Source organism: Hydrogenophaga sp. ANAO-22 (genome assembly GCF_042466645.1).
In the GTDB taxonomy this organism is placed as follows: domain Bacteria; phylum Pseudomonadota; class Gammaproteobacteria; order Burkholderiales; family Burkholderiaceae_C; genus Hydrogenophaga.
This window is the reverse complement of record NZ_CP159956.1, coordinates 2176041-2198966: the sequence shown is the minus strand read 5'-3', so window position 1 is coordinate 2198966 and position 22926 is coordinate 2176041. Positions and strand designations below refer to the sequence as shown.

23 protein-coding genes are annotated in these 22926 nt (G+C 69.0%); 9 read left to right on the top strand and 14 right to left on the bottom strand.

Translation table 11 applies throughout. The features are described from left to right. Positions 1-22 precede the first annotated feature (22 nt). The 5 genes from otsA to ABSY19_RS10450 all read right to left on the bottom strand — a co-directional run bounded on the left by otsA (position 23) and on the right by ABSY19_RS10450 (position 6400). Positions 23-1405 (bottom strand): alpha,alpha-trehalose-phosphate synthase (UDP-forming), encoded by a 1383-nt coding sequence (otsA, locus tag ABSY19_RS10470; RefSeq protein ID WP_382162291.1) that lies wholly within the window; start codon positions 1403-1405, stop codon positions 23-25. Next, a complete protein-coding gene (locus ABSY19_RS10465; RefSeq protein WP_382162288.1) occupies positions 1405-3219 on the bottom strand; it encodes a glycoside hydrolase family 15 protein in 1815 nt (604 codons plus the stop codon). Before ABSY19_RS10465 ends, otsA begins: the two co-directional genes overlap by 1 nt. Next, entirely contained in the window at positions 3216-3959 is a 744-nt protein-coding gene (gene otsB / locus ABSY19_RS10460; RefSeq protein WP_382162284.1) for a trehalose-phosphatase, read from the bottom strand. The genes ABSY19_RS10465 and otsB overlap by 4 nt, the downstream gene beginning before the upstream one ends. Before the next feature lie 104 nt (positions 3960-4063). Further along, the gene (locus ABSY19_RS10455; RefSeq protein ID WP_382162281.1) at positions 4064-5359 is read right to left on the bottom strand and encodes a multifunctional CCA addition/repair protein; all 1296 of its coding nucleotides are present in this window, start codon (positions 5357-5359) and stop codon (positions 4064-4066) included. A 45-nt stretch (positions 5360-5404) separates the two neighbouring features. Further along, entirely contained in the window at positions 5405-6400 is a 996-nt protein-coding gene (locus tag ABSY19_RS10450; protein ID WP_382162278.1) for a GlxA family transcriptional regulator, read from the bottom strand. Between the two features lie 199 nt (positions 6401-6599). Between ABSY19_RS10450 and ABSY19_RS10445 the strand changes: the two genes are divergently transcribed. After that, positions 6600-7709, top strand: a complete 1110-nt coding sequence (locus ABSY19_RS10445) for an S-(hydroxymethyl)glutathione dehydrogenase/class III alcohol dehydrogenase (RefSeq protein WP_382162276.1) — start codon at positions 6600-6602, stop codon at positions 7707-7709. Positions 7710-7746: 37 nt separating this feature from the next. On the opposite strand, the gene ABSY19_RS10440 is transcribed toward ABSY19_RS10445, so the two are convergent. The 5 genes from ABSY19_RS10440 to ABSY19_RS10420 all read right to left on the bottom strand — a co-directional run bounded on the left by ABSY19_RS10440 (position 7747) and on the right by ABSY19_RS10420 (position 12439). Then, the gene (locus ABSY19_RS10440; protein ID WP_382162273.1) at positions 7747-8253 is read right to left on the bottom strand and encodes a DinB family protein; all 507 of its coding nucleotides are present in this window, start codon (positions 8251-8253) and stop codon (positions 7747-7749) included. A gap of 7 nt (positions 8254-8260) precedes the next feature. Continuing rightward, on the bottom strand, positions 8261-8950 hold the full coding sequence (locus tag ABSY19_RS10435; RefSeq protein WP_382162270.1) for a glutathione S-transferase family protein: 690 nt from the start codon (positions 8948-8950) through the stop codon (positions 8261-8263). 133 nt (positions 8951-9083) lie between these two features. Continuing rightward, the gene (locus ABSY19_RS10430) at positions 9084-9422 is read right to left on the bottom strand and encodes a metal-sensitive transcriptional regulator (RefSeq protein ID WP_382162267.1); all 339 of its coding nucleotides are present in this window, start codon (positions 9420-9422) and stop codon (positions 9084-9086) included. A 93-nt stretch (positions 9423-9515) separates the two neighbouring features. Further along, positions 9516-10469, bottom strand: coding sequence for a complex I NDUFA9 subunit family protein (locus tag ABSY19_RS10425; protein ID WP_382162264.1), 954 nt, complete (start codon positions 10467-10469; stop codon positions 9516-9518). A 5-nt stretch (positions 10470-10474) separates the two neighbouring features. Next, complete coding sequence (locus ABSY19_RS10420) at positions 10475-12439, bottom strand: transglycosylase SLT domain-containing protein (protein WP_382163762.1); 1965 nt, start codon at positions 12437-12439, stop codon at positions 10475-10477. 87 nt (positions 12440-12526) lie between these two features. On the opposite strand from ABSY19_RS10420, the gene ABSY19_RS10415 reads away from it, so the two are divergent. Together ABSY19_RS10415 and ABSY19_RS10410 are read left to right on the top strand one after the other, a co-directional pair. Further along, positions 12527-13177: a 5-formyltetrahydrofolate cyclo-ligase gene (locus tag ABSY19_RS10415; RefSeq protein ID WP_382162261.1), complete on the top strand. Its 651-nt coding sequence runs from the start codon at positions 12527-12529 to the stop codon at positions 13175-13177. 95 nt (positions 13178-13272) lie between these two features. Then, entirely contained in the window at positions 13273-14694 is a 1422-nt protein-coding gene (locus tag ABSY19_RS10410) for an F-box protein (protein WP_382162258.1), read from the top strand. A gap of 47 nt (positions 14695-14741) precedes the next feature. Here ABSY19_RS10410 and ABSY19_RS10405 read toward each other — a convergent pair whose 3' ends face one another. Beyond that, positions 14742-15659 carry a DMT family transporter gene (locus tag ABSY19_RS10405; protein ID WP_382162256.1) on the bottom strand — a complete coding sequence of 306 codons (918 nt, stop codon included), beginning with the start codon at positions 15657-15659 and terminating at the stop codon, positions 14742-14744. 68 nt (positions 15660-15727) lie between these two features. Beyond that, complete coding sequence (locus tag ABSY19_RS10400; protein ID WP_291118790.1) at positions 15728-16756, bottom strand: LysR substrate-binding domain-containing protein; 1029 nt, start codon at positions 16754-16756, stop codon at positions 15728-15730. 126 nt (positions 16757-16882) lie between these two features. Here ABSY19_RS10400 and ABSY19_RS10395 point away from each other — a divergent pair, with 126 nt between their 5' ends. Continuing rightward, positions 16883-17380, top strand: coding sequence for a DUF2917 domain-containing protein (locus tag ABSY19_RS10395; RefSeq protein ID WP_382162253.1), 498 nt, complete (start codon positions 16883-16885; stop codon positions 17378-17380). Between the two features lie 90 nt (positions 17381-17470). On the opposite strand, the gene ABSY19_RS10390 is transcribed toward ABSY19_RS10395, so the two are convergent. Next, complete coding sequence (locus ABSY19_RS10390; protein WP_382162250.1) at positions 17471-17824, bottom strand: TfoX/Sxy family protein; 354 nt, start codon at positions 17822-17824, stop codon at positions 17471-17473. Between the two features lie 37 nt (positions 17825-17861). Between ABSY19_RS10390 and ABSY19_RS10385 the strand changes: the two genes are divergently transcribed. Together ABSY19_RS10385 and ABSY19_RS10380 are read left to right on the top strand one after the other, a co-directional pair. Next, entirely contained in the window at positions 17862-18479 is a 618-nt protein-coding gene (locus tag ABSY19_RS10385; RefSeq protein WP_382162247.1) for a TetR/AcrR family transcriptional regulator, read from the top strand. A 61-nt stretch (positions 18480-18540) separates the two neighbouring features. Beyond that, positions 18541-19521: an MBL fold metallo-hydrolase gene (locus ABSY19_RS10380; protein ID WP_382162245.1), complete on the top strand. Its 981-nt coding sequence runs from the start codon at positions 18541-18543 to the stop codon at positions 19519-19521. 107 nt (positions 19522-19628) lie between these two features. On the opposite strand, the gene ABSY19_RS10375 is transcribed toward ABSY19_RS10380, so the two are convergent. Further along, positions 19629-20492 (bottom strand): LysR family transcriptional regulator, encoded by an 864-nt coding sequence (locus ABSY19_RS10375; RefSeq protein WP_382162243.1) that lies wholly within the window; start codon positions 20490-20492, stop codon positions 19629-19631. A gap of 73 nt (positions 20493-20565) precedes the next feature. On the opposite strand from ABSY19_RS10375, the gene ABSY19_RS10370 reads away from it, so the two are divergent. Genes ABSY19_RS10370 through ABSY19_RS10360 form a run of 3 tightly spaced genes read left to right on the top strand, consistent with a single transcriptional unit; the run spans position 20566 to position 22893 of the window. Then, entirely contained in the window at positions 20566-21225 is a 660-nt protein-coding gene (locus tag ABSY19_RS10370) for an ankyrin repeat domain-containing protein (RefSeq protein ID WP_382162241.1), read from the top strand. Between the two features lie 5 nt (positions 21226-21230). Next, a complete protein-coding gene (locus ABSY19_RS10365; RefSeq protein WP_382162238.1) occupies positions 21231-21704 on the top strand; it encodes a nucleoside deaminase in 474 nt (157 codons plus the stop codon). Then, positions 21661-22893: a cyanate transporter gene (locus ABSY19_RS10360; protein ID WP_382162235.1), complete on the top strand. Its 1233-nt coding sequence runs from the start codon at positions 21661-21663 to the stop codon at positions 22891-22893. The genes ABSY19_RS10365 and ABSY19_RS10360 overlap by 44 nt, the downstream gene beginning before the upstream one ends. Positions 22894-22926 lie beyond the last annotated feature (33 nt).

Genomic DNA, 22926 nt, shown 5'->3' with positions numbered 1-22926 from the left:
CCGGCGCCCGCCGTGAAAGGGTTTACGGGTTGGGAACGGCCGCCAGCGCGGCCAGGAAGCGCTCACGCCACCAGTGCACGTCCTGCTCGCGGATGCCCTGCAGCAGCGCCTGGTGGCGGCGCTGCCGTTCTTCGAGCGGCATCTGCAGCGCGCGCTGCATGGTCTCGGCCGTGCGCGTGGTGTCGTAAGGGTTCACCAGCAAAGCCTCGCGCATCTGCTCGGCCGCACCGGCAAAACGCGAGAGCACCAGCACGCCCGGGTCATCCGGGTCCTGCGAGGCGATGAACTCCTTGGCCACCAGATTCATGCCGTCGCGCAGCGGCGTCACCAGCGCCACGCTGGCGGCGCGGTACAGGCCGGGCAGGCGTTTGCGAGCCACGTTGCGGTGGATGTAGCGCACCGGCATCCAGTCCAGCTCGCCGAAGTTGCCGTTGATGCCACCGCACAGGCTCTCCAGCTCCTGCAGCAGAGAAGCGTAGGCGTCCACGCTTTCGCGGCTCGGCGAGGCGATCTGGATCAGCGTGGCGCTGCCCAGGTTTTCCGGGTAGGCCTGCAGCAACTGCCGAAACGCCTTGAGCCGCTGCGGCAGGCCCTTGGAGTAGTCCAGGCGCTCCACACCCAGCAGCAGGCGGCGGCGCGAATACTCCTTGCGCATCTGCTCGTACATCTCCTGCGACTCGCGGCCCTTGCCGAGTTCGATGAACTCGTCCACATCGGTGCCGATCGGAAAGGCCTGCGCGCGCAGCGTCTTGCCGAAGGCGCGGAACTCGTGTTCGCCCAGGATGTCCGCCGGCGTCTCGGTGCCCACGTAGCGCGCGAAGTGCGACACGTCGGCCTCGCTCTGAAAACCCACGAGGTCGTAGGCGAACAGCGAGCGCATCAGCCAGTCGTGTTCGGGGACTGCGGCCAGCATCAGCGGCGGCGGCAGCGGGATGTGCAGGAAGAAGCCCATGCGCTGCTCGCAGCCCATGGCGCGCAGTTCGGCGGCCAGCGGGATCAGGTGGTAGTCGTGCACCCAGATGATGTCGTCGGGCCGCAGCAGGGCCTTGAGTTTGTGCGCGAACATCTGGTTCACGCGCCGGTAGCCGCCGATGTAGCCGGCGTCGAAGTCGGCCAGGTCGAGCCGGTAGTGGAACACCGGCCAGAGCACGCCGTTGCTGTAGCCCAGGTAGTAGCTGTCGTGGTCCTCGCGGCTGAGGTCCACCGTGGCCAGCTGCACCTTGCCTGCGTTCTGCACATGCAGTTCGCCCTCGCCGGGCGTGCCATCTTCCACCACCTTGCCGCTCCAGCCGAACCACAAGCCGCCCGAGGCTTCGAGCGCCTGGCCCAGGGCCACGGCCAGTCCGCCCGAGGCGGTCTTGCGCGGGTCGGCGATGCGGTTGGAAATGACAACAAGACGGCTCATCAGATCACCGAGTCCCAGCGGGCCGAGAGGCGCACCGCCGCGTTGATGATGCCCACCATCGAGTAGGTCTGCGGGAAGTTGCCCCACATCTCGCCGGTGGTGGCGTGGGTGTCTTCCGAGAGCATGCCCAACGGGTTGCGCGCGGCCAGCATGGTCTCGAAGATGGCGCGGGCCTCGTCGGCGCGGCCGGTGCGCGCCAGCGCATCAATGCGCCAGAAGGTGCAGATGTTGAAGGCCGTCTCGGGCTTGCCGAAGTCGTCGGCGGCCTCGTAGCGGCGCATGAAGGGACCGTCGCACAGGTGCTTCTCCAGCGCGTCCAGGGTGGCGAGGAAGCGCGGGTCCATCGGGTCGATCATGCCCACCTCCACCATCAGCAGCACGCTGGCATCGAGGTCGCGCCCGCCGAAGCTCTCGGCGAAGGCCTGGCGCTCCTCGCTCCAGGACTCGCGCAGGATGCGCTCGCGCATGGTTTCGGCGTGGGTCGCCCAGTAGGTGGCGCGCCCGGGCATCTCCAGCGTGCGCGCGATCTTGGCCAACCGGTCGCAGGCGGCCCAGCACATCAGGGCCGAGCTGGTGTGCACGCGCGCGCGCGTTCGCAGCTCCCACATGCCGGCGTCGGGCTGGTCGTAGATGCGCAGCGCGCGCTCGCCCACCACCTCGAGCTGTTCGAACTCCGCGAGGCCCGCCGGGTGCAGCAGGCGCTCGTCGTGGAAGGCCTGTGCGGCGGCCAGCACGATGTTGCCGTACACGTCGTGCTGGAAATGCTCCTGCGCCTGGTTGCCCACGCGCACCGGCCCCATGCCGCGGTAGCCGGGCAGGGTGTCGCAGATGCTCTCGGGCAGTTCGCGCTCCAGGCCGATGCCGTGCAGCGGCTGGATGTGGCCACCGCCCGCGCCCACCACCACGTTGGCGAGCCAGCTGAGATAGTCCTCCATGGTGCCGACCTCGGACAGGCTGTTGAGCGCGCGCACCACGAAGAAGGCGTCGCGCAGCCAGCAGTAGCGGTAGTCCCAGTTGCGCTGGGTGCCCGGCGCCTCGGGGATGCTGGTGGTCATGGCCGCGACGATGGCGCCCGTGTCCTCAAACAGCGAGAGCTTGAGCGTGATGGCCGCGCGGATCACCGCCTCCTGCCACTCCAGCGGCACCGCCAGGCGCCGGCTCCAGTTGCGCCAGTAGGCGATGGTCTCCTGCTCGAAGTGGCGCGCGGTGTCGCCGATGCCGGTCTCCAGCGTCTCGTCCGGGCCGAACATGAAGTTGCATTCGCGCGTGAGCAGGAAGGGCTCGCGCGAGAGCACGTGGCTGATGGAGGCGTCGGTGTGCAGGCGCAGCGTCAGCCCCTCGCCCACGTAGCGGATGTGGTTGCTGCCCGAGGTGATGGTGGGCGTGACGCGGCCCCAGTCAAAGCGCGGCAGCAGGCTCACGCGGATGCGCGGCGCGCCCTTGAGCGGGCGCACGCGGCGCACCAGCTGGGTGGGCCGGAAGTAGCGCCCGCGCGAGAGAAAGCGCGGCGCGAAGTCGGTGATGGCCAGGCCATTGCCGTCGTGGTCCCAGAGCTCGGTCACCAGCACGGCGGTGTTGTGTTCGTAGCGCTGCGTGGCTTCGGCCAGGCCTTCGATCTCGATCGCGAACGCGCCGTTGTCGGCATCGTCCCCGCCCAGCAGGGCGTGGAACACCGGGTCGCCGTCGAACCGGGGCAGGCAGCTCCAGACCACGCGGCCGTGCGGATCGATCAGTGCGCTGAAGGAACAATTGCCGACCATGCCCAGCGACAGCGAGGGGGAGGCGGGTGGGGCAAAACCGGGGGTGGGGCTCATGGGCGTGGGCTGGAGAGGGACAGGGCATCGGCCAGCCAGGCGCGCAGGGCCTCGGGGCTGGGGCAACGGTGGCGGGCCAGGCTCGGGCCTTCGCCCACCTTGATGCCTTCGCCGCCCAGGCGCTGCACCACGTCGAAGCCGGCCTCGTCGGTCACGTCATCGCCCGCGAACACCGGCACGCGGCCCGCGAAGGGCGCTTCTTGCATGAAGGCCTCGATGGCAGCGCCCTTGCTCACGCGGGCGGATTTCACTTCCACCACGGCCTTGCCGTGCAGCAATTGCAGCCCGGGCTCGTCGGTGATGGCCTGCGTCAGCGTGCTCATGCACAGCGCCTCCAGCATGGGCGCCTGCCGGTAGTGCAGGGCCATCGAGGTTTGTTTGCGCTCCAGCAGCAGGCCGGCGTGGCGCGCCACCAGCTGTTCGGCCGCCGCGATCGCGCGCGCCAGCCCGCTCGGCCGCGTGGTGGCCGCACCCCCCTGGGGCGACAGGCGCACCGCGCCGTGCTCGAACGCCGCCGGCCAGGGCCAGGGCGAGGCCAGCATGGGCTCCAGGTCTTCGCGGGCCCGCCCCGTCACCAGCGCCAGCGCGCCATCCAGCCGCTGGTGCAGGCCGTTCAGCAAGGTCACCAGCGCTGGCGGGATCTCCACCGCATCGGGCCTGCCGGCCAGATCGGCGAGCGTGCCGTCGAAGTCCAGAAACAGCGCGGACCGGTCGGTCAGCAGTCTTGGCAGTGTGCTCATTGGCCCCTACCGTAACAGGGTGAGCGGTCTCATGGCGTGAAAAATCGTTTAACCCACCTCGCGGGTGAGAGACTCCGGCGCCGGTTGACGGCGCGCGGATGGGCTCAATCGCCCGTCGCTTCGGGCGCCGAAGCCCCCAGGGCCTGCGAAACGGCGGTGACGCGCGCGCGGTGGATGCGCTCGCCCACGCGCTGGCCGCTCAGCCCATCGGCCTGGGCCCGGGCCGCGACCACGGCCGTGTCCACCGAGCGCGAGGCCGACAGCGCCAGCGCCAGCCGCTCGCGCGGCGGGTAGGGCTCTTCTTCCAGGCCGAGGCGGCCGCGCGCGTCGCATTCGCAGGCCAGCAGCACTTCATGGAAACGCGCCGGCTTGCGCAGCGCGTCGCAGCGCTCCAGCAGGCGCTCCACCGCGCCCGCGCTGAAATCGCCGCTGCGGTGGATGTTGCCGTGCTCGCGCGCCACCACGTCGGCGAGTTCGCGGCAATCGGTGGGCACGCGCAGCCGCTCGCACACGCCCTTGAGCAGGCGCGCGCTGCGCTCTTCATGGCCGATGTGGCGCGGCAGCACGTCGGCCGGCGTCGTGCCCTTGCCCAGGTCGTGGCACAGGCAGGCGAAGCGCACCGTCAGCGGCGCGGCCAGGCGCGCGCTCATGTCCAGCACCATCATCAGGTGCACGCCGGTGTCCACCTCGGGGTGGTATTCGGCGCGCTGCGGCACGCCCCAGAGCCGGTCCACCTCGGGCAACAGCCGCTGCAGGGCACCGCAGTCGCGCAGCACCTCCAGCATGCGGCTGGGGCGCTGCTCCATGAGGCCACGCGCCAGCTCCTGCCACACGCGCTCGGCCACCAGGTGGTCGACTTCGCCGTTCGCCACCATCTCGCGCATCAGCGCCAGGGTCTCGGGTGCCACCGAAAAATCGGGAAAGCGCGCGGCGAAGCGGGCCAGCCGAAGGATGCGCACCGGGTCTTCCGCGAAGGCCCCGGTCACGTGGCGCAGCACGCGCTCGCGCAGGTCGCGCTGGCCTTGGTGCGGGTCGATCAAGGGCGCGCGCGCCGGGTCGTCGGCGTGCTCGGCGGCCACCGCCATGGCGTTGATGGTGAGGTCGCGCCGCGCGAGGTCGTCTTCCAGCGTGACGCCGGCCTCGGTGTGGAAAGCGAAGCCGTGGTAGCCCGGCGCGGTCTTGCGTTCGGTGCGCGCCAGCGCGTATTCCTCTTTGGTCTTCGGGTGAAGAAAGACCGGAAAGTCGCGGCCCACCGGCAGAAAGCCCTCGGCCGCCATGGCTTCGGGCGTGGCGCCCACCACCACCCAGTCGCGGTCCGCGTGCGAGACGGCGGCGGGGGCGTCCGAAGCGCGCGCCATCAGCGCGTCGCGCACCGCACCGCCCACGAGATAGGTTTTCATGGAGGCAAGTTTAGGCGCAGGGGCTGGCCGGCCGCGCCTGGGTGCTCAATCCGAATGCCGGCGCGCGCTGCTGAAGCGCACCCGGTACTCCTCGGCCGTGACGCCCAGTTGCTTCAGGAACAGCTTGCGCAGCGACTGCTCGGAGGCATAACCGACGCGCCCGGCGATCGACTTCAAGGGCAGATCCCCGTCCTGCAGGAGCACGCAAGCCTTGTCGAGCCTGGCCGCGTCGATGTACTGGTTCGGCGCGACGCCCACTTCCTTCACGAACACACGGCGAAAATTCCGCTCGCTCATGGCCGCCCGCCGGGCCAGATCGCTCTGCGGCATCGGCGACGCGACGTTGGAGAGAATCCAGTCCTGCACCTCGCGGATGCCCGGGTGCGTGGTGTTCTGGCTGGCCAGGTGCATGCTGTACTGGGACTGCCCGCCTGGGCGCCGCAGGTAGACGACCAGATCCCGGGCCACCGCCAGAGCCAGGGAGCGGCCGAAATCCTCTTCCACCAGGGCCAGCGCCAGATCGATGCAGGCGGTCACGCCCGCCGACGTCCAGAGATGACCGGCGCGGATGTAGATCGCGTCGGGCTCCACCTTCACATCCCTGAACTTTCGCTGCAGCAGGCCCGCCGCGCTCCAGTGGGTGGTGGCGCGCAGGCCGTCCAGCAGCCCGGCCTCCGCGAGGAAGAAGCTGCCCGAGCACAGGCCCACCAGGCGGTTCACCTGGGAGGCGTTGTCGCGGGCCCATGCCACCAGAGGCTGGTTCGACGCCAGGGCCTGCTCGATGGCGCGCGCGCCCACGATGACCGCGATGTCCGGGAGGTCGGTCGCGTCCACGGCCTTCGTGGCTTCCAGCGACATCTGCAGGTCGGAGGCGATCGTGCCGGCCCGGGTGGAGGCGATCCTCACGCTGTAGCCGGGCGGTCGGCCACTTTGCGCCAGATGGATGTTGGCGTACTCCAGCACGCTCATGGTGCCGATGGCCTCCAGCGCCTTGAACCCCGGGTACACGACCAGGTCGACCCGGACGGGTGAAGAGTGCATAGGGACTTCCATGTTCCAGTGGTTTCGTTGTGCCTGTGTTGTCGTTTCACGAATGGCCCGTTCCGATCCGGCCAACTTGACCGATGCGCCGGCCAACCCGGCTCGAAGCGCCCGGCAACGGGTAGCGCTCAGGCGCCGTCGCCGATATCGTGCGGGGCCCTCTTCGAAAGACGAAGCCAACTATAAGGACCCCCCAAAGATGAAATCGCGCGCTGCCGTGGCCTTCAAGGCCGGAGAACCGCTTCAGATCGTTGAAATCGACGTGGCCCCGCCGCGCCAGGGCGAAGTGCTGGTCCGCATCACCCACACGGGCGTGTGCCACACCGACGCCTTCACGCTGTCCGGCGACGACCCGGAAGGTCTCTTCCCCGTGGTGCTCGGCCATGAAGGCGCAGGCATCGTGGTCGAGGTCGGCGAAGGCGTCACCAGCGTCAAGCCGGGCGACCACGTGATCCCGCTGTACACGGCCGAATGCGGTGAATGCCTGTTCTGCCGATCCGGCAAGACCAACCTGTGCGTGGCCGTGCGCGCCACCCAGGGCAAGGGCGTGATGCCCGATGGAACGACGCGCTTCTCCTACAACGGCCAGCCCATCCACCACTACATGGGGTGCTCCACCTTCAGCGAGTACACCGTGGTGGCCGAGGTGTCCCTGGCCAGGATCGACGCGCAGGCCAACCCCGAGCAGGTCTGCCTGCTGGGCTGTGGCGTGACCACCGGCCTGGGGGCCGTCAAGAACACGGCCAAGGTGCAGGAAGGCGACTCGGTGGCCGTGTTCGGGCTGGGCGGCATCGGTCTGGCCGTGGTCCAGGGCGCCAAGCTGGCCAAGGCCGGCCGCATCATCGCGGTCGACACCAACCCCTCGAAGTTCGACCTGGCCAGGACCTTCGGCGCGACGGATGTCGTCAACCCCAAGGACTTCGACAAACCCATCCAGCAGGTCATCGTGGAAATGACCGGCTGGGGCGTGGACCATTCCTTCGAGTGCATCGGCAACGTCCACGTGATGCGCGCGGCCTTGGAGTGCGCGCACCGCGGCTGGGGCCAGTCCGTGGTCATCGGCGTGGCCGGTGCGGGCCAGGAAATTTCCACACGTCCGTTCCAGCTGGTCACCGGCCGCAAGTGGCTGGGCACGGCCTTTGGCGGCGTCAAAGGCCGCACCGAACTGCCCGGCATGGTGCGCGACGCGATGGCAGGCCATCTGCAGCTGGCGCCCTTCGTCACCCACACCCGCCAGCTCAGCGAGATCAACGAAGCCTTCGACCTGATGCACGAAGGCAAGTCGATCCGCACCGTCGTGCACTTCTGAGCGGTCGCGCTTGCGGGGCGGGACCGCGGTGAACGGCTCAGCCGTTCGCCGGCACGCGCGAAGCCTCGATCTGGCCCAGCAGCCACTGCAGGCCGGCCAGGTGCTGCTGGTCGTGGCTGCAGAGGTAGTGCACCAGGCCGCGCAGGGTCACGGGCCCATAGCCCTCGAACACCGCGGAGCGGTCGAACCGATCGGGCGCCAGCCCGGCCAGCAGGGCCACCGTGCGGGCTCGCGCGGCGCGGAAGTCGAGCAGGGCCTGCGCCGCGTCGGACGTGCCGTAGCCGCGTTCGATGACCAGGGCGTCGGTGTCGATGGACACCAGCGTCGGATGGCATTCGTTCAGCGTGCGGTGGAAGCGCACCTGGTAGCCATCGATTTCGATGTCGCGCACATGGCAGACCTGCTCGAGCGCGGTCAGCGGCTCGCTGGGCACGCCGGCCCAGGACGGCGGCGCCCATTGCGTGAACCCGCTGGGAAACGCCGCAAAGTGCGCCTCCAGCTGGCCCGGGAAGGCTTCCAGGGCGGCGAGGGTGACGGCGTTCATCATCCGATCAGCGGCCCAGCCGGTATGGCTCGTCGAAATCGATGAAGTCGTGCTCGGCCAGCGCTTCGTCCATCCAGGCCTTCACCCCGGGCAGCGCGCGCACGCGGGCCACGTAGGCGGCGAGGTCGGCCGGCACGGGCAGCTCGTAGGTGGCGATGCGCATGCACACCGGTGCGAAGTAGGCATCGGCGATGCTGAACGCGCCAAACAGCAGGGCCTCGGCCGGCTGGGCCGCCAGCAGCTCGCTCCACAGGCCGCACAGGCGGGCCACGTCGGCGCGCACGTCCGGCTTGTCGCGCCAGATCAGGCGGCCGATCTCGGGCAGCGAGGCCTCGATGTTCATGGGGCAGTGGTTGCGCAGCGCGCCAAAACCGCTGTGCATCTCGGCGCAGACGCTGCGCGCCCGTGCCCGGGCGCGCACGTCCTGCGGCCAGAGCTGCTTTTCGGGGAAACGCTCGGCGAGGTACTCAGCGATCGCCAGCGTGTCCCAGATGGCAAAGCCGTCGTCCACCAGCACCGGCACCTTGGCAACGGGGCTGACCGCGCGCAGCTCCTTCTTGAAGACCGAATTCACGTCGAACGAGTCGAACCGGATCATCTTCTCTTCGAACGCGATGCCCGCCTGCTTCATCAGCACCCAGGGGCGCATGGACCAGGACGAGTAGTTCTTGTTGCCGACGTAGAGCTGCAGTGCCATGGAAAGGATCTCCTGAAAGAACCGCCCATGGTAGAGGGTCGCCGGCCACGCATTGATGCCAAAACGCCAGGCGATTGATTCGCGGCCCATGAGGCCCGAGCGGGTTCACGGAAGGTGTTCTGAGGTGAATGCTTTAGGCGTATTTTTCAAGAATGCGCGTCGAGCGCTCCACCTGCAGGAAGGTGTTGATTTCGGAGTCCGATTCCGACACCGCTTCCATGACCGAGCAGGCCATCATCCGGTAGAAGGCTTTGTCCATCGCCTTGCGCGCGGCACACATCTGCTGGGCCACATCCTCACAGCCCCGGCCATTCTCAACCATCTCGATCAGGCCGCGCACCTGGCCTTCGATGCGCTTGAGCCGGTTGACCACATCGCGCTGATGCTCGGGGCGGTAGGTCGAGTCTTCCTCGGTGGGGGTGGGGATGGGGGCGAGGCGGCGGTTGGGCTTTTTGAGAACGGGTGCGGCCATTGGGGCTCCTGTCGGTTAAAGGTATTCATTTCTGCCACACGCGGAGTGTGCCAAAAAAATACCCCCGCCCCCAAAAAAGCCCGAAGTTTCGGCTCAGCGGCCGGCGCCGTGCCGGTAATCCAACAGCTGGCTGCGCCCGCCGCGGTCGCCGAGGTAGGTCGGGGCCACGCTGTGCACGCTGGCGGGCCGGATGCCCAGTGCCGAAAGGTCGGGCCATTGCCGCGACGCCACGTTGTCCACCGTCATCGAATCGAGGTTGTCGCGGCTCATCACCGGGTCGCCGGGCATGGCCTCCATCACCATGGCCTGCAGCCGCGCCAGTGTTGCGGGCAGCGGCAGCACGGGGCGCTGCCGGCTGCCATGGCGCCCGGCGATGCGCACGAGCTCGGCCAGGGTGAACACCTCGGGCCCGACGCATTCGAACGTCTGGCCCGCGCTGCTCATGGGCAGGTCGCGGTCGCGCAGGCAGGTCACCACCGCCTGGGCCACGTCTTCCACCCACACGGGCTGAAAGCGCGCGTTCGCGCCGGCCAGCGGCACGACGGGCAGCACGGCCTGCAGGCGCGCGAACAGGTTGAGAAAGCGGTCGCCCTCGCCAAAGACCACGCTGGGTCGCAGGATGGTGAGGTCCAGGCCGGCGCCGCGCAGCACCTCTTCGCCGCGCGCCTTGCTGCGCTGGTAGCGTGACGGGCCGTCCAGGCCCGCGCCCAGCGCGCTCACGTGCACCACGCGGCGGATGCCGTCGGCCGCGCAGGCCTCGGCCAGCGACAGCGGCAGTTCCACGTGCACGCGCTCGAAGTCGTCTTCGCTGCCGTGCAGGATGGCCACGAGGTTGACGAGCGCGTCGTGCCCGTCCAGCAGGCTGAGCAGTTGCCCTGGGTCGTGCACGTCGGCTTCGAGCACCGTCACCCGAGGCAGGTGCTGCACGTGCGCGGCGTTCAGGGCGCGGCGGGTGGGCACGGTGATGCGCCAGCCCTGGCGGTGCAGTTTTTCGCAGACGTGGCGGCCGATGAAGCCGGTGCCACCGAGGACAAGGACGTTCTTCATGGGCGTCAGGGCAGGTCGGGGTTGACGGTGGGGGCGTTCACCGGGCGCGGGCCCACGGTGCCCAGCCGCGCGCGCAGCGACTGCGGCTGGCCGGTGATTTGCGCGGCGTAGTTGGTGGTGTTGGCCAGCACGCGCTTGACGTAGTCGCGCGTTTCCTCGAACGGGATGTTCTCGGTCCAGACCTCGCCCGGCAGCACCGGCCCGTTGCGCCACTGGCGCGAGCGGCCGGGCCCGGCGTTGTACGCGGCGGCGGCCAGCGGCAGCGAGCCCTGGAAGTCGTCGAGCGCGAACTTCAGGTAGGCGGTGCCGATCTGGATGTTGGTGTCGCGCTCGGTGATCTGGGCGGGTTTGAAGTTGGTCAGGCCGATCTTGTTGGCGGTCCAGCGCGCGGTGGCCGGCATCACCTGCATGAGACCGGAAGCGCCCACGCCCGAGCGGGCGTCGGTGATGAAGCGGCTTTCCTGCCGGATCAGGCCGTACACGTAGGCCGGGTCCAGGCCGATCTCGGTGGCGCGGCTGACCACCTGGGCGCGGTGCGGCGTGGGGAAGCGCTGAGCGTGGTCCATCGATTCGGGCGTGCGCAGGCTGGTGTTGATGCAGCGGTCCCACAGCTCGTGCTGGCAGGCCAGGGCCGAGGCGGCCAGCAGCTCGCGCTCGCCCATGCCGCCGGGGGTGTGCAGGCCCACGGTGTAGTTCCACTCGCGCACGCCTTCGCTGCGCAGGCCCAGGCGGATGGCAATCAGCGCGCGGCGCAGGCCGGGGTTGTTCTGCGCGGCGGCGACTTCCTCGGCGGTGAGCGGTGCGGGCGCGGCCGGCACGGTGATGGGCCGGCCGAGTTCTTCCATCGCCAGCTGTTCGTAGAAGTCGCGGGTGGAGGCGATGCTCTCGAACAGCTCGCGCGCCTTGGCCGAGGCGGCCACCGGGTCGGGCAGCTTGAGCGCCTGCACCGCGCGCGCTTCCCAGTACACCCAAGCCGGGTCGCTCTGCTGGGCCTCGCTCATGGCGGCCACGGCATCGTGCACGGCGCTCCAGGAGCCCGCGCGCATGCCCGCGCGCGCTTTCCAGGCCAGGTGCTCGTCGTGCATGTGGCGGTCTTCGCCGTTGGCGAAGTAGCCCAGCGCCTCGGCCTGCAGCTTCTGCGCCGAGCGCTTGCCGATCACGCCCCAGGTCCAGCTGCGCTCTTCCTTGGTGAGCTGGGCCTTCCAGCGCGTGCGGTCCATCTCCAGCGCGGCGGCGGTGGGGTCGTTGGCGGCGAGGCGGATGATGGCCAGCGTCACCAGTTCCTTGGTGCGCGGCCGGATCGCGGTGAGTTTTTCATCCAGGTATTTCGCGGGGTCGCTTGCGATGCTGTCCACCGTGGCGCTCAGGTCCGGGTCCAGCATGGCCACGGCCTGGGTGGCCACGCGCGCGCGGTTGGCGTCCATGGCCAGCCGGGCGCGCTGCCACACCACCTGGGGTTTGAGCTGCCCGGCGTCGAGCAGGAATTTGGCGGCGGTCGCGCAACCGTCTTCGGCCTCGCGCTGCGCGTGCCAGTTGGCCTGCACCATGGGCGCCACGGCCTCGCCGGTCGCGCGGCCGGTCATCACGTCGCGCATGAGTGCGTAGCAGCGCACCTGGCGGTCGTCGTTCATGCGAAAGCGTGGCAGCTCGGCGTCGAAGTTGGCCCAGTCGCGCGCCTTGCCCAACTGCAGCAGCCAGTCGTTGCGCAGGCGGTCTTCCCAGTAGGTGCCCGCCATGCGGTCGAGCGCGGCGCGGATGTCCACCGGCGTGGCGATGTCCAGCCGCGAGCGGATGCTCCAGTAGTTCGCCAGCGGCTCCAGCGCGTGGCCGCGCACGGTGGGCAGCAGGTTGGCGAGCTGGAAACTGTTGCCGCGCGAATAGGCCGAGCGCATCTCCAGCAGCGCGGCATCGCCGCCGCCGCTGCTGGTGGCTTGTGCCAGCGCAAGGCCCGGTGTCACGAGCGCCGCCATAATGAGCCGCAGTCCCAGCCCTTGCAGGCGTCGACCGATTCGCCGCGCGCTGCCCTGTTTCTCATCAACCAGATTCATGTGTCGATTATGGACAACAAAGACGGTCAGAGTCCCCACAAACCCCACGCTTCGCCGGGCGACGGATCGGCGGCTGCGCTGAAGGTCGAATGGCGCAAATCGCTGATTGAAAAACGACAGTCCCTGGCCGACCGCGCCTGGCGCAATGACCTGCTGCAGCGGGTCATGCGCGTGTGGCTGATCCACCGGCCCGACACCGTCATCGGCGCGTATTGGCCGATCAAGGGCGAGTTCGATCCGCTGCCCGCGCTGTTCCGCTGGCAGGAGGCCGGCCTGGAAGAGGACGCGCAAGGGCAGCAGCAGCACCGGCGCATCGGCCTGCCGGTGGTGAACAAGGTGGACAAGACACTGACCTTCTACACCTGGTACCCGGGCTGCCCGATGGAAGAAGACGCCTACGGCATTCCCAAGCCGAAGGACACCGAGATCGTCGTGCCCACGCTGATCTTCGTGCCCTGTGTAGGCTACGGGCCCGGCGGTTTCCGCCTGGGCTATGGCGGCGGTTTCTACGACCGCACGCTCGCCAGCCTGAATCCCAAGCCGTTCACCGTGGGCCTGGGCTACGACTTCAGCTGGTTGCCCTACCTCAAGCCCGAGATCCACGATGTGCCGCTGGACGCGATCCTGAGCGACACGGGCGTGATGTGGCCTGAGCGCTGAGCGGCACCGCCGTGTCGGTCGCACGGCGAACTTGGGGAAAGGGTGGGTCACTCAGGTCTTCCAGCGCCGTGCTGGGTATCAAAGACTGTTTGAACATGAATTCTTTCCCCATTGCGTCGAACACCGGCCGCTGTGCCGCGTCGATTGAAGGCGGCATCGTCGGATCTCAGGGTCGCCTTCGCTCCTATGAAGACCTGGCCCTCCTGATGCAGGAAGCCTTGGGCACGTTCTTCCCGCTCGAAGGCCCCTTCCAGGGGCTGGCGGATTGCCGATCGGTGTTGAACGCCGTGAACCACGGATTCAGTGCCCTGACCTCTGAAAGGCGCGGTGAGGCGAGGGCCGAACTGCAAGCTCTGCGCGATGAGCTGAGCCTCTCGGACCCGAATGGCGCGTGGTCCAAGGACATTCACGCCGACTTGAAAGACACCATCCGCCAGTGCGCCTCGCCGCTGAACACGTTGCCACACAACTTGGTTCAGCACATCACGGGCTATCTGGCCGAAGAGGACGTGCGGGCCGCAGGTGCGGTCAACCGAAAACTCAGGAAGGCCACCGAAGACCGGCTGCTGGCCCAGGCGATCAAAAGCCACTTCTCGGTGACGCGGTCACAAGATGGCGTCATGCCGGCGTTTCAGGCGTTCCTGGCAAGCATCAAGAAACTCGATGGGTACATGCAGGGGACCCCCTTGATAGCCTTGTCGGAGAAGCTGATCCGTCTCTTTGACATCGAGGACAGAACGAAGGTGTTTGACCAGATGCTGTCCTTTGTCGAGGCCATGCCGCAGGGTTTCCGATCGAAGCCGCTGGTGGCCCTCGGGGGGCGCTTCTGGGAGTTGTGGCAAGACGACCGGCACGGTCGATTCGATGCCATCCTGAATCTGGCCAAAGACATGCCGTTCGATGAGGGATGGCCCGTTGTCGGGGAACTGGCCGGGTCATTGAACTCGCTCACCGATGAGTCGGTGACAAACCGGTTCCACGCGCTGTTGGACATCGCGAATGAGGCGCCGCTGGCTCGGCGCAGCGCATGCCTGGTCTCCTTGGCCAAAGAACTGGCGTGCATTCCCAATGAAGAAAGAATGGCGTCGTTCGATCGGATCCTGCAAATGAACCAGGTCATTCCCGCTGACGAGCAAGGCGCGGTGCTGGTTGCGTTGGCGACCCAATGCGAAAACCTTCCCGAAGACGCCAGGAAGAACGGGTTCGACGCCATTCTTGATGGGGCGAAGGCATTGCCCGATGCTCAGCGCGCGCAGCCACTGGTCGCCCTGGCTGGCCGTCTCTTGGTGCTGCCGGACAGCTCATCGATGCTGCAGGTGCTCAATTTGCTCCTGGTGGTGGTTGAGTCGATGACTGAAGGCCGGGAAGGGGTGTTGATCGAGGCGGCCAATGGCCTGTATGGCTTGGACAGCGAAGCCAAGGTGCTGGCGCGCGAGGCCGTTCTGAAAGTTGCCGGCCAACTTCCCCCGGAGCAGAGGATGCTCGTGCAGGCGCAGCTGGAGCCATTGGGCATCTAGGCGGCTTCGGGGCGAAACCGGTCTTCGATGCCGGTTGCCCGGCGCGGCTACGGATGGTCCGCGCTCGCGTGCACCTCGGTGATGCGTTTCTCGCGCCGCACGAGGTAGAGCCCGCTGCCCACGATGATGGCAGCGCCCACCCAGGTGTGGGCGCTGGGCAGGGTGTGCCAGATCAACCAGTCCAGCCCCAGGCCCCAGGCCAGCGCGCTGTACTCGAACGGGGCCACGGCCGAGGCCTGGCCGTGGCGGAAGGCCTCGGTGATGGCGAGCTGGCCGCAGAAGCCGGTGACGGCCAGGGCCACCAGCAACAGCGCGTCGCTGCGCCGGATCGGCACCCACTCGGCCCAGGAGAGCGCGCCCGCGCCGAGGGCCATGAACACCATCATCCAGAACACCATGCTCTCGCTGCTGTCGGTGCGGGTGGCCAGGCGCCCGACCACGGCCGAGATCGCGTAGCACAGGGCCGCGCCCAGCGTGGCGAGGCCGCCGAGGGTGACGAAGCCGGCCTGCAGGTCGCCGCCGCTGGGGCGCAGCGCGATGAGCACGCCCACGAAACCGATGGCAATCGCCCACCAGTGCGCCTTGGGCACGCGCTCCTTGAGCACGGGCACCGAGAGCGCGGTGATAAGCAGCGGCGAGATGAAGAACAGCGTGTACGCGGCCGACAGCGGCAGCTCGCGCACGCCCAGGGTGAACAGCGCCAGCATGGTGATGCCCAGCACGCCCCGCAGCAGGTGCAGCGGCCAGCGGACCTTGAGCAAGGTGTGCCAGCCACCGCGCCACGAGATGTAAAGCAGCACCAGCGGCAGGGCGGTAAGGCCGCGCAGCGCGGCGATCTGCAGCACCGGGTAGGTGGCGGAGAGGGTCTTGAGCACCGCGTCCATGAACGCGAAGAAGCCCACGGCCACGAGCATGAAAGTGATGCTGCGCAGGTTGCCGGCGGCGAGGTGCTGAGAGGACGACATGAAGACTTTGGATGGGAAAGCGCCGGAGTGTGCCTGAGCGCGCGCGATCGCGCAGGCACCACCGCGCCTCAGTCCATCTGGTCCACTGTGTCGGGATCGGGCACGTCGCCGATGGCTTCGCGCGTTTCGGCGGCCTGCTTGAGCAGCCATTCGCAGAAGGCCTTGACCTCGGGCCGCTGCGCGCTGCGCGGCGCGACCAGCAGCCAGTACACCAGCGGCGAGTCCAGCCGGGTGTGGGGCAGCGGCTCGACCAGCGCGCCGCTGGCCAGGCTTTCGGCCACCAGCGGCAGTCGCGCGAGCGCCACGCCCTGGCCGGTGAGCGCGGCCTGCACGATCTGGTTGGCGTAGTTGAAGTACATCCAGCGCTGCGGCGAGAGCTTGGCCGGCGTGGCGCGGCCGCCGCGCTTGCCGGCCGGGGCGGTGGGCTTGTTGCCGAAGGTGTCGAGCCAGCGTTGCCAGGTGAGCCATTCGAGGTGGCGCGTGCGGTGCGCGTCGCCGGCCTCGATGAGGGCGCAGCGAGAGAGGTCTTCAATGCTGTGGATGGGCTGGGTCTTGAGCAGCCAGGGGCTGGCCACGGGCGTGAGCTGTTCGCCGAAGAGGCGCTGCGCGTCGGCGGGCATGGCCTGTGGCACGGCGTAGCGCAGGGCGAGGTCCACGTCGGAGGTGGCGAGGTCCACGGCGTTGTCGGTGGCGTCGATGCGGATGTCGATGTCGGGGTGGTCGCGCTGGAAGGCTTCGAGGCGCGGGATCAGCCACATGGAGGCGAACGAGGCCCAGGTGGTGATGGCCACGCCCTTGCGGCCCGCGCTCTGGCGGATCTGCCGCACGGCCGCGTCGATGCGCTCCAGCGCCATGCTGGAGGCGCGCAGCAGTTGCGAGCCCGCGCTGGTGAGTTCGACCGCGCGCGTGTGGCGCAGAAAGAGGGCGGTGCCGACCTCGTCTTCGAGCGCCTGGATCTGCCGGCTGACCGCGCTTTGCGTGAGCGAAAGTTCTTCGGCGGCCGCGCGGAAGTTGAGGTGGCGGGCCACGGCTTCGAAGGCGCGCAGATGCCCGGCGGCAATGGGGCGGGTGCGGGGGTGGCTGCTGGTGAGCTGCATGGGGGCTCCGGGCATTGATGCGGTTAGCGAATCAATAGCTTACTGCGTATTCATTGGACGCAGAGGGCGTTCGGCCCGAACATTCATTCCCAGGATGAGCCATCGTCCCTTGTTAAGGAGCCTTCCATGAACACCCGTTTCGCCCCCATTGCCGTTGTGTCCGACCGCGTTGCCTGCCCCGCTGCCCTGCGTGGCTGGCGCCTCGACGCGCGCCGCGCGATGACCCTGCGCCCGCAGGTGCCGAGCCGCCTGCACATCACGCAGGGCCGAGCGTGGGTGACGCTGGGTGTGCCGCACCAGGGCGCGGGTAACGAATCGGGTGACGTGATGCTGGCCGCGGGTGAAAGCCTGGTGGTGCCGGCGGGCGCGCGCCTGGTGATGGAGCCCTGGCAGCCGGCCAGCGCCGGCCCGGTGCGGTTCGACTGGTGCGCCGAGCCCCAGGCCGTGGACCAGCCCGACCGCTTCGGCCGCGAGGTGGTGGCGCCGTCGCGCGAGCTCGCCGTGGCCCTGGGGCAGGCGGGCTGGGCGTTTGCCCGGCTGATGCGCGGCCTGTTCGGCTACAGCGAGTACCTCGTTGCCGGCCGGGGCCGGGTGCTCACGCCCTACGAATCCAACCCGCCCTGAGGCCTGGCGCCCCCACGCTCCGCCGCTGCGCGGGTCGCTGCCCCCCCCGAGGGGGCTGGCCTTGCTTGGGGCGGCCCTGCGCTGCGGCCGTCAGCGGGGCTTGCGTTTCGGCTTGCGCGCGGCCACCGCCGCCTCCAGCGCGAGCCGCGCCCAGGGCAGCATGAGCGCGGGTGACTCCAGCGCCTCGTCCGGGGGCGTGTGGTAGTGCAGCCGCCCGGACTTGCCCTTGAATTCGTACACGAAAGGGCGGCCGCCGGCGGCCAGCCAGCGCGGCTCGGTCTCGGCGTTGGTCTTGAGGAACAGCGTGTCCCACGCAATGATCGCGATGTTCATGCCGTCGGTGGAAATGCCCCAGCCGCCGAACATGCGCTTGGGCACGCACGGCCCCACGCCCGAGAGCAGTTCGCAGGCGTGTTGGGCGAAGGGATCGACGGGTTTGACCATGGCCGGATCTTAGGGCGCCATCCGGCAGAATGCGCCGATGGCCCGACCAAAATCCGCATCCCACGAGCTCAAGCGCGACGAAATCCAGAACGTCGCGGCGCGCTGCTTCGCCGCGCAGAGTTTTCCCGCCACAAGCATGAACGAGATCGCCGCCGCCTGCGGCACCAGCAAGGCGAGGCTCTATCACTACTACGAGAGCAAGGAGGCGATCCTGTTCGACCTGCTCGACCGCTACACCCAGCGCCTGCTCGCCCTCATCGGCGAGGCCGAAGCGCGCGCGCAACGCAAGAACCTGAGCGAGCGCGACGCCCTGAGCGAGCTGGTGCGGGCCTTCCTGGCCGAGTACGAGACTTCGGCCACGCGCCACATCGCCCTGGTGTCCGACACCAAGTTCCTCGGCCCCGTGCAGCGCATGCTGATCGTCAACCGCCAGCGCGATGTGGTGGCGGCGTTCACCCGTTTCATCATCCGCGCCTATCCCGAGCGCGTGACACCGGCCAACCAGACCGCGTTGACCATGATGCTGTTCGGCATGATCAACTGGACGTTCACCTGGCTGCGCCCGGGCGGCCCCATGAGCTACAGCGCCTTCGCCGAGGAGGTGGTGCAGATGCTGGAACGCGGTTTGTCCGGTGGCTCCACGGGGGCATCATGATTTACGTATGCGTAATTGATTTCGTTTAGGTAAAATTTGTGCTTCCCCACAGGAGACCCCCATGAGCAAAGCCTTCGCCTCCCAGGCCGACCTGGACGACAAGAAAACCACTTTCGAACAGCTCAGCAAGCATTGCTGGGCCTACACCGCCGAAGGCGACCCGAACTCGGGCGTGATCATTGGCGAGAAGTTCATCATGGTGAGCGACGCCACGGCCACGCCAGCCATGGCGCAGGACCTGATCAAGCAGATCCGCACCGTCTCCGACAAGCCCATCAAGTACGTGCTGCTGACCCACTACCACGCGGTGCGCGTGCTGGGTGCGAGCGCCTACGTGGCCGAGGGCGCGACCGAAGTGATCGCCAGCCGCGGCACCTACGAACTCATCGTGGAGCGCGGCGCCGAGGACATGCAGAGCGAGATGGAGCGTTTTCCGCGCCTGTTCCGGGGCTCCGAGAGCGTGCCCGGCCTGACCTGGCCGACGCTGGTGGTGGGCGATGGCCGGCCGGGCCGCCAGGGCTCGCTGACCGTGGACCTGGGTGGCGTGAAGGTCGAGATCTGGCACCCGGGCCAAGGCCACACGCGCGGTGACACCATCGCCTGGGTGGAAGAAGAGAAGGTGCTGTTCAGCGGCGACCTGGTGGAATACGAAGCCGGCGTGTACACCGGCGACGCGCAGCTGGAAGAATGGCCCGCCACGCTCGAAGCCCTGCGCGCACTCCAGGCCGAGGCCATCGTGCCCGGCCGTGGCGAAGCCATGAAGGGCCGCGCCGATGTGGACAAGGCGCTGGACTACACCAAGCGCTGGGTGACCACGCTGTTCCAGGCCGGCAAGGAAGCCGCTGCCGCCGGCATGGACCTCAAGACCGCCATGGCCCACACCCGCAAGAGCATGGACCCGGTGTTCGGCCACGTGTTCATCTACGAACACTGCCTGCCGTTCGACGTGAGCCGCGCCTACGACGAAGCCAAGGGCATCAAGAACCCCCGCATCTGGACGGCCGAGCGCGACAAGGACATGTGGGCGGCCTTGCAGGGCTGACCGCGAAGCGGGCGGACCTACAAGCGCACAGCGCGCCGCAGGGCTGACCGCGAAGCGGGCGGACCTACAAGCGCACAGCGCGCCGCAGGGCTGACCGCAGGCCTGGCTCAGGCGGGCTGCTGCCCGCTTCGGGCGGCCAGCACGGCCGCCATCTGCGCCACCAGTTCGGCCAGGGGCCCCGTGCCTTCCCCGGCATAGATGGAGACCGCGATCGGCGGTTCGCCCTGGAACGGCGCGTGGCGCCGCACGCGGTAGCCGGCCACCGCATTGCGGGGCAGGAGCGACAGGCCCAGCCCGGCCTCCACCGCCACCAGCACGTTGTGCAGGCTGTTGCCCGTGAAGGCGATGTACCAGCCCAGCCGCTCCTGTTCCACGCGCTCGAACATGGCCTCGCGGTAGAGACCGCCGGGCGGAAAAGCCACCAGCGGCAGGGGGTTGGGCCAGGCCGGCGGGGCCTCGGCGCTTTCGAACCAGGCCATGGCCTCGGGAAAGCTCGCGCGGTGATCGGGGCTGGCGCTCTGTTCCTTGGCGATGGCGATGTCCAGCTCACCGGCCCGGTAGCGCCGGATCAGATCGCGGCTCAGGCCGGCCGTCACGTCCAGGTGGATCTCGCGGTGGCGCCGCGCGAAGTCCGCAAAGGCCTGGGCCATCGGCGCGCTGACCAGGTCTTCGGGCACCCCGATGCGCAAGGACACCGTGCCCGCGGGGTCGCGCAGCGCCGATGCCGCCTCTTCCTGCAGCGCCAGAATGCGGCGCGCGTAGCCGAGCAGGCGCTCGCCGGCCGCCGTGGGCTGGATCGGCCGCGCCGCGCGGTCGATCAGCACCTGCCCGACGGCTTCTTCCAGGCGGGCGAGCTGCTGGCTGATGGTGGACTGCGTCATGCTCAGGCGGTCCGCCGCCAGGGTGAAGCTGCCGGCATCGGCAATGGCCGCAAAAGCGCGCAGCAGGCGGGGGTCGAGCAGAGGCGTCATTTGAAAAATGGATGAAATTTATCCTAACATTTAATTTCCAAATGTTGGCCGCCTTGCCTACAGTGGAGCCATCATGCTTCGCCGTTCCATCCTTGCCTCACTCGCCGTGCTTCCATTTGCTTCTTCGGGGGGTGAGGCCGGGAAGGCCTTCCCGCTGCATGTCGCCGCCGGCCGGAACGATGTCGCCGGCATCCGTCGGCTGTTGGCCGAGGGCGCGCCGATCGACGCGCGCGACGGCAGTGGCGCGACCGCGCTGCTGGTCGCCACCCATGCCAACCAGGTCGAGGCGGCCCGCGCCTTGATCGAGGCCGGCGCCGACGTCAATGCCAAGGACGGCATCAACGACAGCCCTTATCTCTACGCGGGAGCCCGGGGCCACCTGGCCATCCTGAAGATGACGCTGTCGCACGGCGCCGATCTCAAGAGCACCAACCGCTACGGCGGCACCGCGCTCATCCCGGCGGCCGAGCGCGGCCATGTGGAGACGGTGCGCACGCTGATCGAGGCGGGTGTCGCGGTCGACCACATCAACCGGCTCGGCTGGACCGCGCTGCTGGAGGCCATCATCCTGGGCGACGGCGGCGAGCGCCACCAGCAGATCGTGGGCCTGCTCGTGAAGGCCGGCGCCAATGTCAACCTGGCGGACAAGGACGGCGTCACGCCGCTGCGCCATGCCCGCACCAAGGGCCAGAAGCCGATCGAAGCGATGCTGCTGGCCGCCCACGCGCGCTGAAGCCCATGAGCGACACAGACACCCACTTCCTGCACCAGGCCATCGAACTGGCGCGCGACAACATGGCCCAGGGCGGCCGCCCGTTCGGCGCGGTGGTGGTGCGCGGTGGCGAGGTGCTGGCCACCGGCGTCAACGAGATCCTGGCCACCCACGACCCGACGGCCCACGCGGAGATGTCGGCCCTGCGCGCCGCCAGCCGCCGGCTCGGATCGCCCGACCTGAGCGGCTGCGCTGTCTATGCCAGCGGCCACCCCTGCCCCATGTGCCTGGCGGCGATGCGGCTGGCCGGCGTGGTGCGGGTCGCCTACGCCTATTCCAACGAGGAGGGCGCGCCGTTCGGGCTGTCCACGGCGGCGATCTACGAAGACCTCGTCAAGCCCTTGGCCGAGCAGTCCATGCACATTCGCCATCTGCCGGTGCCGCGCCCTGATCTGTATGCGCAATGGGCGCAGGCGCAGGCACGGAACCGGAAGGCCTAGGCCCGTGAAGGTGAACGCCCGCTGGCTGCTGGTCGCGGTGGCCCTGATCGCGCTCAACCTGCGGCCCTTCATCGCGGGCATCGGGCCGCTGGCGGCCGACATTGGCCGGCACACCGGGCTCGGTCTGAAGGGGATGTCGCTGCTGACCCTGGTGCCGATGCTGCTGATGGGCGTGTTCGCCTTCGCGGGCCCCTGGCTGCAGACCCGCATCGGAGCACGCCGCGCCGTGGTGGCCGCGCTGGTCCTGCTGGTCCTGGGCTCCGTGCTTCGCGTGTTCACGCAGAACGGCTGGCAACTGGTGGGCACCGCCGCCCTGCTGGGCTTGGGTGCGGCGGTGGTGCAGGCGCTGCTGCCCGGCATCGTCAAGCGGCAGTTTCCGCGCCATGTCGGTGTGGTGATGGGCCTGTATTCGGCGATGCTGATGGGCGGCGGCGCGCTCGGCGCGCAGGTCGCGCCGCTGGTGGCGGCGGCCAGCGGCAACTGGCACCTGGGCCTGGCGTGGATGGCCGTGCCTGCGCTGCTCGCCGTGGCGCTGGCGGCGCACAGCCTGCCGCCCGACGCCCCGGGCCGCCAGGACAGCCTGGCCGTGACGGCCTACCTGCGGCGGCCGCGCGTCTGGCTGCTGATGCTGTGTTTCGGCCTGGTCAACGGCGGTTATTCGACCGTCGTGGCCTGGCTGGCGCCGTTCTTTCAGGAGCATGGCTGGAGCGCGGCCGGCAGCGGCACGCTGCTGGCCGTGCTGGCGCTGAGCCAGGCGCTGGCGGCCCTGGGCCTGCCGATGCTGGCCGGCCGGCGCGAAGACCGCCGGCCCTGGCTGTGGTTCACGCTGGCCCTGCAGGCCATCGGCTTCGCCGCGCTGGCGCTGTGGCCCGATGCGGCGCCTCTGGCCTGGGTGGTGCTGCTGGGCGCGGGGCTGGGGGGCTGCTTCGCGCTGTCCTTGATCGTGGCGCTGGAGCACCTGTCCGATCCCGGGCAGGCGGGGGCGCTGTCGGCGCTGATGCAGGGTGGCGGCTTCCTGATCGCCGCGATCCCGCCCTGGATCATCGCCTTGCTGCGCGACGCGACGGGAGGTTTTCGCGCCGGCTGGCTGATGCACCTGGCCTGCGTGGCCATCGTCGCGCTGCTGTACGGGCGCGTGGCCCCGGCCAGTTACCCGGGCGCGATCCGCCTGGTGCCGCGCGCCACCTGAGCGCCGGCCCGCTCGCGCTACGATCCGCAGCGC